General features: G+C 54.0%; 12 protein-coding genes. 7 read left to right on the top strand and 5 right to left on the bottom strand.

Going from position 1 to position 12,433, the window contains the following annotated elements; translation table 11 throughout:
* Positions 1-5: 5 nt before the first annotated feature.
* The 5 genes from BTJ40_RS15920 to map form a co-directional block, all read right to left on the bottom strand.
* Positions 6-350, bottom strand: coding sequence for an ArsC family reductase (locus BTJ40_RS15920; RefSeq protein ID WP_108734022.1), 345 nt, complete (start codon positions 348-350; stop codon positions 6-8).
* A 2-nt stretch (positions 351-352) separates the two neighbouring features.
* Positions 353-1,021, bottom strand: coding sequence for an endonuclease III (gene nth, locus BTJ40_RS15915; protein ID WP_108734021.1), 669 nt, complete (start codon positions 1,019-1,021; stop codon positions 353-355).
* A 74-nt stretch (positions 1,022-1,095) separates the two neighbouring features.
* Positions 1,096-2,268 carry a succinyldiaminopimelate transaminase gene (gene dapC, locus BTJ40_RS15910; protein ID WP_108734020.1) on the bottom strand — a complete coding sequence of 391 codons (1,173 nt, stop codon included), beginning with the start codon at positions 2,266-2,268 and terminating at the stop codon, positions 1,096-1,098.
* 31 nt (positions 2,269-2,299) lie between these two features.
* Positions 2,300-5,005, bottom strand: coding sequence for a [protein-PII] uridylyltransferase (locus BTJ40_RS15905; RefSeq protein ID WP_108734019.1), 2,706 nt, complete (start codon positions 5,003-5,005; stop codon positions 2,300-2,302).
* A gap of 122 nt (positions 5,006-5,127) precedes the next feature.
* Positions 5,128-5,898, bottom strand: coding sequence for a type I methionyl aminopeptidase (map, locus tag BTJ40_RS15900; protein ID WP_108734018.1), 771 nt, complete (start codon positions 5,896-5,898; stop codon positions 5,128-5,130).
* Between the two features lie 325 nt (positions 5,899-6,223).
* Here map and rpsB point away from each other — a divergent pair, with 325 nt between their 5' ends.
* The 7 genes from rpsB (at position 6,224) to ispC (ending at position 12,416) form a co-directional block, all read left to right on the top strand.
* Complete coding sequence (gene rpsB, locus BTJ40_RS15895) at positions 6,224-6,970, top strand: 30S ribosomal protein S2 (protein WP_108734017.1); 747 nt, start codon at positions 6,224-6,226, stop codon at positions 6,968-6,970.
* Between the two features lie 113 nt (positions 6,971-7,083).
* Positions 7,084-7,947 carry a translation elongation factor Ts gene (gene tsf, locus BTJ40_RS15890; protein WP_108734016.1) on the top strand — a complete coding sequence of 288 codons (864 nt, stop codon included), beginning with the start codon at positions 7,084-7,086 and terminating at the stop codon, positions 7,945-7,947.
* Between the two features lie 162 nt (positions 7,948-8,109).
* The gene (pyrH, locus tag BTJ40_RS15885) at positions 8,110-8,847 is read left to right on the top strand and encodes a UMP kinase (protein WP_108734015.1); all 738 of its coding nucleotides are present in this window, start codon (positions 8,110-8,112) and stop codon (positions 8,845-8,847) included.
* The gene (gene frr / locus BTJ40_RS15880) at positions 8,844-9,401 is read left to right on the top strand and encodes a ribosome recycling factor (RefSeq protein WP_108734014.1); all 558 of its coding nucleotides are present in this window, start codon (positions 8,844-8,846) and stop codon (positions 9,399-9,401) included. The genes pyrH and frr overlap by 4 nt, the downstream gene beginning before the upstream one ends.
* Positions 9,401-10,156, top strand: coding sequence for a polyprenyl diphosphate synthase (gene uppS, locus BTJ40_RS15875; RefSeq protein WP_108734013.1), 756 nt, complete (start codon positions 9,401-9,403; stop codon positions 10,154-10,156). Before frr ends, uppS begins: the two co-directional genes overlap by 1 nt.
* Positions 10,157-10,277: 121 nt before the next feature.
* On the top strand, positions 10,278-11,123 hold the full coding sequence (locus BTJ40_RS15870; protein ID WP_192879340.1) for a phosphatidate cytidylyltransferase: 846 nt from the start codon (positions 10,278-10,280) through the stop codon (positions 11,121-11,123).
* A 108-nt stretch (positions 11,124-11,231) separates the two neighbouring features.
* Positions 11,232-12,416, top strand: coding sequence for a 1-deoxy-D-xylulose-5-phosphate reductoisomerase (gene ispC / locus BTJ40_RS15865; RefSeq protein WP_108734011.1), 1,185 nt, complete (start codon positions 11,232-11,234; stop codon positions 12,414-12,416).
* The last annotated feature ends 17 nt before the right edge of the window (positions 12,417-12,433 follow it).

Raw genomic sequence — 12,433 nt, 5'->3', positions numbered from 1 at the left:
TTCGACTAGCTTTGCAGTTGTTCGAAGGTCGCCTCTTTAAAACCGAAAAGGGTTTCCTTTGAGGTGGTGGTGACCGGGCGTTTGATTAAGGTAGGGGTTGCACTGGCCAGATCTAAAGCGAGTGCATTGTCCATTTCGTTTTTCTGTTCATCGCTCAGTTCACGCCAGCTCGTTGAGCGGCGATTTAGGACCTCTTGCCAGCCAAATTTATCCAGCCATGCTTGTAGGGGGACATCTTCCATGCCGTCTACGCGAAAATCGTGAAAGCGATAATCGACTCCATTTTTCTCCAGCCATTTACGGGCTTTTTTTACGGTGTCACAGTTTTTAATGCCGTACAGAGTAATCACGGTTACGCCTTTTGGGTTTTCTTGGGGTTTTTACGGTTGGGGTAGCAGGTTGTGCAGATTTCACAGACGGTGCCATCGCAGCCCCGCGCAGAGCAGAACTCGCGACCGTAGAAAATAATCTGCAGGTGCAATTTATTCCACTTGTCTCTTGGGAACAGCCGCTTCAGGTCTTTTTCCGTCTGGGTGACATTTTTGCCATTCGTTAGGCCCCAGCGCTGGGCCAATCTGTGAATGTGGGTATCGACGGGAAACGCCGGGTGCCCAAAAGCCTGTGACATAACCACGCTCGCCGTCTTGTGTCCGACCCCGGGCAGGGTCTCCAGCGCGGCCATATTCTCGGGCACTTCGCCGTGGTATTCGTTGATCAGGATCTGCGAGAGCTTGCTGATGGCTTTGGATTTTTGCGGGGAGAGGCCACAGGGGCGAATGACTTTTTGGATCTCTTCTACCGGGACCTGCGCCATATCCGTGGGGTTGTCTGCCAGCTGCCAGAGCGCAGGGGTTATCTGGTTGACACGCTCATCGGTGCACTGAGCGGATAGGAGTACCGCAACCAACAGGGTATAGGAGTCTTTGTGATCGAGAGGAACGGGAGTTTCCGGGTAGAGTTCCTCCAGGCGCTGCAAAATATAAGTGACGCGCTCTTGTTTGAGTAGATTTTTTACTGCCATTGTTAAGATATGCCTGGGCGTGGGGTTCCTGTATGTTCTCGAATTGTCAGTTGTTCTTGAAGAGTGAGTTGGCCTTACCTGCAAAATGCCTTTATACGGTGCGCTGCGTCGATGCACTCTTGCAGTGTCGCTACCAGTGCCAGACGCACATACTCGCGACCGGGGTTCAAGCCGATGCTATCGCGGGCGAGAAATGCACCGGGAAGTACCGTGATATTTTGCGCCTCATAGAGTTCCCTGGCAAAACGCTCACCATCCCCGACCTTGGGCCATAGATAAAAGCTTGCCTGTGGCTGTTGTACCTCTAGGCAGCCGTCGAGAATTTCGAGAACTGAAGAAAACTTTTCACTGTAAAGCGCGCGATTCTGGCGGACGTGTTCCTCATCCTGCCAGGCTGCGATCGAAGCATATTGATTGGGCAGCGGCATGGCGCAGCCGTGGTAAGTTCGATAGAGCAAAAACTTTTGCAGCAGATCGGCATCACCGGCGACGAAGCCCGAGCGAAGCCCGGGTAAGTTCGAGCGCTTTGATAGGCTGTGGAATACTACACAGCGGCGAAAGTCTGTTCGCCCCATTTCCTCGCAGGCCTGTAATAATCCTACCGGCGGTGATGACTCGTCAAAATACAGCTCCGAATAACATTCATCGGAGGCGATGGTGAAATCGTAGCGGTCTGCCTTCTCTATCAGCTGTTTAAAATCTTCAGCTTCGAGAAGAGCGCCGGTGGGGTTGCCGGGAGAGCAGAGGTAAAGCAATTCGCATTGCTGCCAAACCGATTCCGGCACCGAGGTGAAATCTGGTTTGAATTGGTTTTCTGCTACACAGTTAATAAAGTGCGGCTGCGCCCCGGCGAGAAGGGCCGCGCCCTCATAGATCTGGTAGAAGGGATTGGGCATCAGGACTTTGCTGCCTGCGGAAACGGTCGCCTGGGCGAATGCAAAAAGTGCTTCCCGGGTCCCGTTCACCGGCAGCACCTGGCTATCTGCGCTCACATTGGATAGCTGAAAACGCTGGCTCAGCCAATTGGCGATCGCCTGCCGCAGGGGCTCTATTCCCTTGGTCAGTGGGTAGGCGGCAAGCTTGTCCAGGTGTCGAACAAGCTCTGCACTGACAAACTCCGGTGGCGCATGCTTGGGCTCACCGATGGACAGTGCAATATGCGGCTTGTCCGCCGCTTGGAGGCCCTCTTTCAGGGCTTGCAGCTTGGTAAATGGATAGGGCTGCAGCTGTTCCAGATTTGGGTTCATGGTCGTGAGCGGGCCTCGGGCGTTTTTTCGGTTAGGCGTCTTGGTTGTTCAGTTCCAGGCAAATGGCTTTTTCCAGTGCGCCGTTGGCCTCGATGTCGGTAAGTGGTGATCCCTCGGCATCGGTAATGTGAAAAATATCTTCGACTCGTTCGCCGAGTGTCGAAATTTTTGCATTGTGCAGGCGCAGATCGTGGGAAATAAAAATACGCGCGATGCGGGCCAGCAAGCCGGGTCTGTCGGCACTGGTAATTTCCAGGGTGCTGTAATGATCGCCGGGCTCAGTGGAGAGATGAGCCTGGCTCTTCAATTCAAACATTTTAAGGCGGCGGGGCGTACGTCGCTGAATGATCTTTGAGTAGTCCTCAACCAGGGCCAATTCCTGCTGTAGAGTGTCGCGAATCTGCGCTAGGCGCTGGGGTTCGTCCAGTAGCGGTTGGCCCGCTTCATCCAGCACGTAAAAAGTATCCAGCGTATAACCAGAGGCAGAATTGTACAGGCGCGCATCGTGAACGTTCAGGTTGAGCATATCCAGCCCGGTAACCGCTGCGGCAAATACGTTGGCTCTATCAGGCGTGTAGACAAAAACCTGGGTAGCGCCATCGTGCTCGCCGGGCCCCGAGTTTCGCGTTAAAACCAGGGTGTCTTTTTGGCTAGTGTCAGGGCTGCTGTGCAGTTCGTGGATGGCTGAAGTGTGCCAAGTGATATTGTCAGCGGTCTCGCGAACAAAATAGTCATCCCCCATTTGTGCCCAGATATTTTCCACCGAAGCTTGCGGAAGTCCCATAGCGTCCAGTTTTTCCATTGCCTGGCAGCGGGTTTCCTCGATGATTTCTTCCCGGTCGATGGGGTTTTCCAGGCCTCGGCGCAGGGCGTGCCGGGTGGCCTGGTAGAGCTGGCGCATCAAACTGGCCCGCCAGCTGTTCCAGAGTTCCGGGTTGGTGGCATTGATATCTGCGACTGTGAGGGCGTACAGGTAGTCCAGATGTTCGCGGTCACCCATTTCACGGGCGAAAGCGTGCACGACTTCGGGATCACTGATGTCCTGCTTCTGTGAAACCTGGCTCATCAATAGATGCTTTTCTACAAGCCAGCAAACCAGACGCCGGTCGCGGGCGGGCAGGTGGTGGCGCTGGCAGAATTCCGCTGCATCCACAACGCCCAGTTTGGAGTGGTCGCCACCGCGTCCTTTGGCGATATCGTGGTAGAGACCGGCAATATACAGCAGTTCCGGTTGGCGCATGCGCTCGAGAATTTCCGCTGCAATCGGGAATTTTTCCCGCGCCTCGGGGCTCCGGAAGCTGCGCATATTGCGCACAACTTGCAAGGTGTGGGCATCCACGGTGTAGATATGGAATAAGTCGTGCTGCATTTGCCCGGTTACCTGCCCAAATTCTGGTAGGTATCGCCCGAGAATGCGGTAGCGGGTCATTCGGGATAGCTGGGTTGACAAGCCCCGGGGTGAGCGAAGCAGCTGCATAAACAACTGGGTATTTTTCGGATCTGCGCGGAACTGGTCGTCGATCAGGTGTCGGTGTTCGCGAATCAGGCGGATGGTGGAGGCCCGTACTCCGCTAATATCCGGGTTGTTGGCCATCAGCACGAAGATCTCTAGCAGGGCCGAGGGCTCCTGGTTAAATACCTGGGGGTGGGTAACCTCAATATTGCCGTCGCGCAGTTGGAATCGCTCATTTAGCGGAATGACCAGCTGGCTGCCTTTGCGCTGAAGGATGGCTTCGCCGAGATATTGGAGAAGTACATCGTTCAATTCCTGCAGTGCCATCACGATGCGGTAGTAGTTGTGCATAAACTGCTCAACGGCGAGCTGGGTGTCGCTATCCACATAACCGAATTGCTTCGCCAGTTCTCTTTGGTAGTCAAACAGCAGTCGCTCTTCCGCGCGGCCGGCGAGCAGGTGCAAGCCGTAGCGCACACGCCAGAGGAAGGTTTCCCCGGACTGTAATATGGCGAACTCTTCCTCGGTAAAAAATGCCTTGCCCTGCAGTTGCTTCAGGGTGCGCACTTGGAAAAAATATTTGGCAACCCAGGCAATTGTCTGGATATCCCGCAGGCCCCCGGGAGAGTTCTTAATATTGGGCTCGAGAATATATTCAGCAGCCTGCTGGTTGCTGTGCCGTTTTTTCTGTTCGGCGAGCTTGGCTTTGAAAAACTCTTCGGTGGGCCAGAGCCTTTTGTGCTCCATTTGTGAAGTCAGCTGTTCACCAACTGTAATGTCGCCGACAACTGTGCGGGATTCGGTGAGGTTGGTGGCCACGGTGATATCTTTCGCGGCCAGCTCCAGGCACTCCTCGATATTTCGCACCGAGTGGCCAATATCCAGGCCGAGATCCCACAGGAAGGCCACGAAGCGCTCAATATTATCGATGGTATCAGAGGCGGGGTGATCGCTGGAGAGGATCAGCAGATCTATATCGGAGTGGGGATGTAACTCACCGCGCCCGTATCCGCCCACAGCGATAAGACCTATGCCCTCACTCCACTCGAACTGGTGCCAGACGTAGTGCAATAGGCAGTCTACAAACAGGGCGCGCTCGTGCACCAGAGTAACGACGTCCTCCCCCTCGCGAAATCGCTCTGCCATTTGCCGCTCGGCTGCGCCGACAGCGTCTTTGAATATCTCCAGTGCTGGCTTATCGCCGGAGCTTAAGTCCCTGCGAAAACGGGACTGGTCAAAGAAAAACAGGGGGCGTTCAAAGTAGGGTGGGCTGACCGGCTGCATGGGAAGTCCGTTTGGCTCTTGGGCTGCCGCAGGTAGGCAGCGGCTTGGGTTCGGTTTGCGGATTGTCGCTACTGGCGGCACTGCGAGAGAATTATTTTTCTCCCGCGGTGTCGCCAGTTTGTTTAGAAGCTCTCCTCGCTGCGAGCAGTGAGTACTTCCACACCATCACTGGTTACCGCCATAGTGTGCTCCCACTGAGCGGAGAGTCGACGGTCCTTGGTTACTGCAGTCCAGCCGTCACCCAATACGCGTGTGGCTGCTTTACCCGCGTTAATCATTGGCTCAATAGTGAAAGTCATACCCTCCTTGAGCACTTCCCCGGTACCTGGTTGCCCGTAGTGAAGGATTTGAGGGTCTTCGTGAAACACATCGCCGATGCCGTGCCCACAGAAGTCGCGAACCACTGAGTAGTAGTTTTTTTCGGCATGCTGTTGGATAACATGGCCAATATCGCCGAGGGTAGTACCCGGGCGAACAATTTCGATGGCTTTGTACATGCACTCCTGGGTGATTTGTACCAGGCGTTCAGCGTGGGCGGCGGGCTTGCCGGCAAAGAACATCTTGCTGGTGTCACCGTACCAGCCATCTTTGATAACGGTCACATCGATATTAATGATGTCGCCCTTCTTGAGAATTTTGCTCTCGGAGGGGATACCGTGACACACCACTTCGTTGACGGAAGTGCATATAGATTTTGGGAAGCCGCGATAACCGAGGCAGGCCGGAACCGCTTTCTGTACCTTCACAATGTGTTCGTGGCAGCGACGATCCAGTTCTTCGGTAGTGACTCCTGGAACGACATACTCGCCAATCATTTCCAGCACCTCTGCGGCGAGGCGGCCTGCGGTGCGCATCTTGGCGATTTGTTCTGGGGTCTTAATGGCTGAGGTCATGCGTATCCTTTGTTTCTGGGTTGGGGCGGGTAGCGCCCAAGAGGCGGGCTATTGTAGCGGATTGCTGGCTGTAGGACACATTTTGCCGCTATTGGCGCAAGGATGGCTCCGGCGTCCCGCCAATAGCATTGAGGCGTGATCATTTGCGCGAAATCGGTGCCAATTCTTCACTATGGGGTGCACTTGTGGTATAAAGCGCGCCGCCTGGGGATACTCCCTGGGCGAGTAAAAGCCGCACACGCATCGACACATGTGTCTGGGTGCCCTGAAAGGGGTTGACGCATGGGATACGTGGAGGACTAACCCGTATATATAGAGGTTTATTATGCCGCAAGTAAGTATGCGCGATATGCTGCAGGCTGGTGTTCACTTTGGTCACCAGACCCGCTACTGGAACCCGAAGATGGGTCAATTCATCTTTGGTGCCCGCAACAAGATTCACATCATCAACCTTGAGCACACTGTACCGGCTTTTAATGAAGCCCTGCAGATCATCAAGGGCATGACTGCTCAAAAGAAAAAGATTATGTTTGTTGGCACCAAGCGTGCTGCACAGAAGTCTATCAAAGAGCAGGCAGAGCGTTGTGGCCAGCCTTACGTCAGCAACCGCTGGCTGGGTGGTATGCTCACCAACTACAAAACCATCCGCGCTTCTATCAAGCGTTTCCGCGAGCTGGAAGCCCAGTCTCAGGACGGTACTTTCGAGAAGCTGACCAAGAAAGAAGCTCTGATGCGTACCCGTGCCATGGACAAGCTTGAGCGCTCCATCGGTGGTATCAAGGATATGGGTGGCTTGCCTGACGCGATCTTCGTAATCGACGTTGAGCACGAGCGCATCGCTATCCAGGAAGCTAACAAGCTGGGTATTCCCGTAATCGGTGTTGTCGACACCAACAGCGATCCCGCTGGTGTTGATTACGTGATCCCCGGTAACGATGACGCTATCCGCGCAATCAAGCTGTACACCACTGCTGTAGCCGACGCAGTACTTGCCGGCGCCGCAGAAGCTGGTAATACCGTTGCGAAGGACGAATACGTCGAAGCTAGCGATGACGAAGCCGCTGCAGAGTAATTTGCAGGGCTAAGTGGTGTAACACAGAAGTTTTACACTGCGAACTCAAAAAGGGGCCCGAATTACGGCCCCTTTTTTCTAATTTTTAGTGACAGAACCCCGAGGATTGAATCATGGCGATTACCGCGTCTATGGTAAAAGAACTGCGCGAGCGTACCGGCCTGCCGATGATGGAGTGTAAGAAAGCTCTGACGGCTGCTGACGGCGACATCGAAAAGGCGATTGAAGACCTGCGCAAAGCCTCCGGCCTGAAGGCCGCTAAGAAAGCTGGCCGCACCGCTGCTGACGGCGTTGTTGCCGCTAAAGTTGCAGAAGACGGCAGCTACGGCGTACTGGTTGAAGTGAACTCCGAGACCGACTTCGTTGCTCGCGATGAAAACTTCCAGGCATTTGTTGCCAAGGTTGTGGAGAAGGCATTTGCCGATCGCCAGCAAGACGTTGCCGCTCTGATGGAAGGCGAGCTGGAAACTGCTCGTGAGGCACTGGTTCAGAAAATCGGTGAGAACATCGGCGTACGTCGTATTGAGCTGGTTGAAGCACCGGTTGTCGGTGCTTACGTTCACTCTAACAACCGCATCGCTGCCCTGGTAGCCCTGAGCGGTGGCGAGGTCGAACTGGCTAAGGATGTTGCCATGCACGTGACTGCGGTTAACCCGCAGGTGAACAAGCCGGAAGATATGCCTGCTGACGTCCTGGAAAAAGAAAAGGACATCATCAAGGCTCAGCCGGATATGGAAGGTAAGCCGGCTGAAATCGTAGAGAAAATGATGGGCGGCCGTATCAAGAAGTTCCTGAAAGAGAACAGCTTGGTAGAGCAGCCTTTCGTTAAGAACCCAGACGTAAGCATTGGCAAGCTGGTTAAAGATGCCGGTGCCGATGTGGTTTCCTTTGTTCGCTACGAAGTGGGTGAAGGTATCGAGAAGGAAGAGGTGGATTTCGCAGCGGAAGTTGCGGCTCAGGTTAAATCCTCTTCTTAATCGCATATTATTGGGTGCCTGCGGGCACCTGTTCGCATTGGGGTGCTTCCGCTGGGGTTTTATACCTACAGTGGGGCGCCCCTCTGTGTAATTGACTGAAATTGTTGTAATGTTCAGCGGCAAGACCTGGCCACTAACAGGTACATTGAAGGGGACCAACGAATGCCCGGTATTAAAGACCGCAAATATAAGAGAATTTTGTTAAAGCTCAGCGGCGAAGAGCTGATGGGTGATCAGGGTTTCGGTATCAGTCCCAAGGTGCTGGACAAAATGGCCCTGGAGATTGGACAGCTGGTCGGTATCGGGGTCCAGGTGGGCCTGGTTGTTGGCGGTGGCAACCTGTTCCGTGGGGCTGCGCTGAGCGCTGCTGGTCTCGATCGAGTTACTGGCGACCACATGGGAATGCTGGCCACGGTAATGAATGCCCTGGCACTGCGCGATGCCCTGGAAAGATCTGACATCACCTCGAGAGTCATGTCCTCGATTCAAATGAGCGGTATTGTCGATCACTACGATCGCCGTGCGGCAATTCGCTACCTGGAGCGTGGCGAGGTTCTGATTTTTGCTGCCGGTACCGGTAACCCGTTCTTCACCACCGACTCTGCAGCTTGTCTGCGCGGTATCGAAATTGAGGCTGAGCTGGTTCTGAAGGCCACCAAAGTTGATGGCGTTTATTCTGCCGATCCCAAGCTAGACCCGACGGCAACTCGCTATGACCAGTTGACTTACGATGAGGTTCTCGACAAGAAGCTCGGCGTGATGGATTTGACCGCTATTTGCCTGTGTCGCGAGCACAATATGCCTGTGCGGGTATTCCGTATGGATAAAACCGGTGCGTTGTTGAATATTGTGGTTGGTGGCGAGGAAGGCACCTTAATCGAAGAGGAAGTGAAATCGTGATTGAAGATATAAAAACAGACGCGAAAGCTCGTATGAGTAAAGCGCTTGATGCCCTGGCTGGAAATTTCAACAAGATTCGCACCGGCCGTGCGCACCCGAGTATTCTCGATGGTATCCACGTTTCCTATTACGGTTCTGATACTCCGCTGTCTCAGATTGCCAATGTTACTGTAGAGGATGCTCGCACTCTTTCTGTAACTCCCTGGGAGAAAAATCTGGTTCCGGAAATCGAAAAAGCCATTATGAAATCGGATCTAGGGCTTAATCCCAGCACAGCTGGTGCTGTGATTCGTATCCCAATGCCCATGCTGACGGAAGAAACCCGTAAGAACTTTACTCGTCAGGCTAAAGGTGAAGCTGAGACTGCGCGGGTATCCATCCGTAATATTCGCCGCGATGCGCTGGCGGATGTGAAATCACTGGTCAAGGATAAGGAAATTTCTGAGGATGATGAGCGTCGCGCAAGTGACGACATCCAGAAAATTACCGATCAGTTTGTCGCTGATGTGGACAAAGCGTTGGCAGCGAAAGAAAAAGACCTGATGGAAATTTAATGAGCATCGGTGGTACCGAGCTAAATGCTCCCGGCCCGCGCCACATCGCCATTATTATGGATGGCAATGGGCGTTGGGCAGCTCGAAAGGGGCTCTCCCCTTCAGCCGGCCACAAGGCCGGCGTTGAGCGTATCCGCGACCTGCTTACAGCCTGTAAAGCCCGCGGAGTTGAAGCGCTTACCTTATTTGCCTTCTCCAGCGAAAATTGGCAGCGCCCCCCGAAAGAGGTTGAGCTGCTGATGAGCCTGTTTAATTCCTACTTGCGCAAAGAGGCCCGGCGAATGCGGGAGGAAGGCGTGCGCCTGAGGGTGATTGGCCGGCGGGACCGTTTTTCGCCACGCCTGCAGAGGGCGATTGCCGAAGCGGAAGATATTACCCAGGCGGGGACCGAGGGTGATTTGATTATTGCTGCTGACTACGGCGGGCGCTGGGATATTGCCCAGGCGGCGCGCAAGCTGGCGCAAGAGGTTGCCGAGGGTTCGCGCTCCCCGGAATCGATCACAGAAGATGTGCTCGGTAAATATATGCAGCTCGAAGATCTACCCCCGGTGGATCTATTGATACGTTCCAGCGGCGAACAGCGTATCAGCAACTTTATCTTGTGGCAGGCTGCTTACAGTGAATTCTATTTTACTGATACGCTTTGGCCTGATTTTGACGAGGCTGCCCTGGATAAGGCTATTGCAGCTTTCGAGTTGCGAGACCGTCGCTTCGGTGGTCGCGCAGAGGGGGATGACGCAGTCGCTCAGGCGTGATCAGAGAAAGCCCGCAATGTCGGGCTTACCGTAAAATTGGTTGGAAATCTTTGCCGACACGCTCTTGATCTGTGCAATGTATCCAGACAGAGTTGTCAAGCTACTTACAAAGGGGTTTGCGGTGCTAAAACAAAGAATAATTACTGCTTTGGTGCTATTGGCACTGTTTATGGGAGTTCTGTTTTTGCTTCCAATGCAGTGGTTTTCGCTAATATTTGTGGCGGTTATCCTGCTGGCGGGGTGGGAGTGGGCTAATCTCTCCAACCTGAATAGAGCCTTGCGCTTTGTTTTTCTGGCCGCATTGGGGCTGACTCTCATGGTCACGGCCCAATACGTCTTTTCAATGAATTTCAATGATCCAGATATCGATCGCGGACGCCAGATTCTGGCGGTGGCCTGCGGTTGGTGGGCGCTCGCGTTTTTATGGGTGCAAAGTTATCCGTCCAGTGCCGCACTCTGGGGCAATCGCTGGGTTCGGGGTCTTATTGGCCTTGTAGTGCTTGTTCCAACCTGGTTGTCCCTGGTGGTTCTGCGCGGTTTGGATCACGGTGCCTGGCTGGTACTCTATGTTGTGGCTATCGTTGCGGCGGCGGATGTGGGTGCCTACTTCGTCGGCCGCAAATTTGGCAAGCGCAAGCTGGCTCGAGAAGTGAGCCCGGGCAAGTCCTGGGAGGGCTTTTTCGGTGGGCTGGGTGCTTGCCTGATTTTGGCTCTGGTAACTTCCTATCTCTTTGAGCTGCCGTTAAAAAATACTGTCTTGTTTACTTTTGGTGTCTTGGTTACTGCTTTGGCCTCGGTCATTGGAGACCTGGTGGAGAGCATGTTTAAGAGGCATAGAGGTATCAAGGACAGTAGTCACATGCTGCCGGGTCATGGTGGCATCCTCGATCGGATAGACAGTCTTTCTGCCGCTCTGCCGGTGTTCACGATGGCCGCACTGGCCAGTGAATTGCCTAAATATCTGTAAAGACGCCCCTGCCCCAGTTTTGTGTTTTACTCGATAGCGCCCGGCTTATGCCGGGCGCGCAATTGTTTGGTGGTAGCATTATTGCTGCCAGAGGTACGATAAGAGCCTATGCAAGTTACATCCCCGCAAAATATTACCGTTCTCGGTTCCACAGGCTCAATCGGTGTGAGTACCCTGGATGTGCTGGCGCGACACCCGGAAAAATATTCTGTTTTTGCCTTGACAGCCAGGGAGAGAGTTGCCGACCTTGCACAACAATGTCGGCGATTTAAGCCTCAATATGCAGTGGTAGTGGATGAGATGCGCGCTGAAGAGCTGCGCGCACTACTAGCCGGCGAAGCTGATACTCAGGTTTTGAGTGGGGTGGATGGCTTGTGTCGTGTGGCCTCCGACTCTTGTGTCGACACGGTGATGGCGGCAATCGTGGGAGCAGCTGGGCTGCGCCCAACTCTGGCAGCGGTAGAAGCAGGCAAGAAAGTGCTGCTGGCAAACAAAGAGGCCCTGGTTATGGCGGGGCCAATATTTGAGCGGGCCCTAAGTGGGAGTGGTACGCATTTGTTGCCAATTGACAGTGAGCACAATGCGATCTTCCAGTGCTTGCCATTCCCTTGTGGGGATTTGGGTTCAGCTGGCGTGGAAAAAATACTGCTTACTGGTTCGGGCGGGCCATTTCGTACGCGTGCTGCCAACGAGTTGGCAGCAGTGACACCAAGTGAGGCCTGTGCTCATCCAAATTGGTCGATGGGCCGGAAGATCTCCGTTGACTCCGCCACAATGATGAATAAAGGGCTCGAATTTATAGAAGCGTGCTATTTGTTTAATGCTCGCCCCGAGCAGATTGAGATAGTCGTGCATCCCCAGAGCATTGTGCATTCGATGGTGCAGTATCGGGATGGATCGCTGTTGGCGCAAATGGGGAACCCAGATATGCGCACGCCGATTGCCCATGCCCTGGCATTTCCCCAGCGCATTGATGCAGGAGTACCTGCATTAGACCTGATAGCGCAAGGGCGGTTGGATTTTGAGGTCCCGGACTTCGAGCGCTTCCCCTGTCTGAGGTTGGCGCGAGAGGCTATTAATGAGGGAAAAAGTGCTCCAACAGTCTTGAATGCAGCGAATGAAATTGCGGTGGAGGCCTTTCTGGAGGGGCGCTTGGCGTTTACCGATATCCCGCGAATTATAGAAAAAGTGATGAATAGTGTTCCGGTCGTTGAACTGTCGGGACTTGAGGCAGTCGAAGCCATTGATCTCAATGCGCGAGAACTGGCCAAGCAGGCGCTTGCCGCCCTTTAAACCTATTGCCCGGCGTA

This window comes from Microbulbifer sp. A4B17 (genome assembly GCF_003076275.1).
Classification (GTDB): Bacteria; Pseudomonadota; Gammaproteobacteria; order Pseudomonadales; family Cellvibrionaceae; genus Microbulbifer.
The sequence above is the reverse complement of the archived record's forward strand: the minus strand, read 5'-3'. Positions and strand labels throughout refer to the sequence as shown.

Coding starts and splice junctions, on each gene's coding strand:
- nth (WP_108734021.1), bottom strand. CDS start 1,021: ATGGCAGTAAAAAATCTACTCAAACAAGAGCGCGTCACTTATATTTTG.
- dapC (WP_108734020.1), bottom strand. CDS start 2,268: ATGAACCCAAATCTGGAACAGCTGCAGCCCTATCCATTTACCAAGCTG.
- BTJ40_RS15905 (WP_108734019.1), bottom strand. CDS start 5,005: ATGCAGCCGGTCAGCCCACCCTACTTTGAACGCCCCCTGTTTTTCTTT.
- map (WP_108734018.1), bottom strand. CDS start 5,898: ATGACCTCAGCCATTAAGACCCCAGAACAAATCGCCAAGATGCGCACC.
- rpsB (WP_108734017.1), top strand. CDS start 6,224: ATGCCGCAAGTAAGTATGCGCGATATGCTGCAGGCTGGTGTTCACTTT.
- tsf (WP_108734016.1), top strand. CDS start 7,084: ATGGCGATTACCGCGTCTATGGTAAAAGAACTGCGCGAGCGTACCGGC.
- pyrH (WP_108734015.1), top strand. CDS start 8,110: ATGCCCGGTATTAAAGACCGCAAATATAAGAGAATTTTGTTAAAGCTC.
- uppS (WP_108734013.1), top strand. CDS start 9,401: ATGAGCATCGGTGGTACCGAGCTAAATGCTCCCGGCCCGCGCCACATC.
- ispC (WP_108734011.1), top strand. CDS start 11,232: ATGCAAGTTACATCCCCGCAAAATATTACCGTTCTCGGTTCCACAGGC.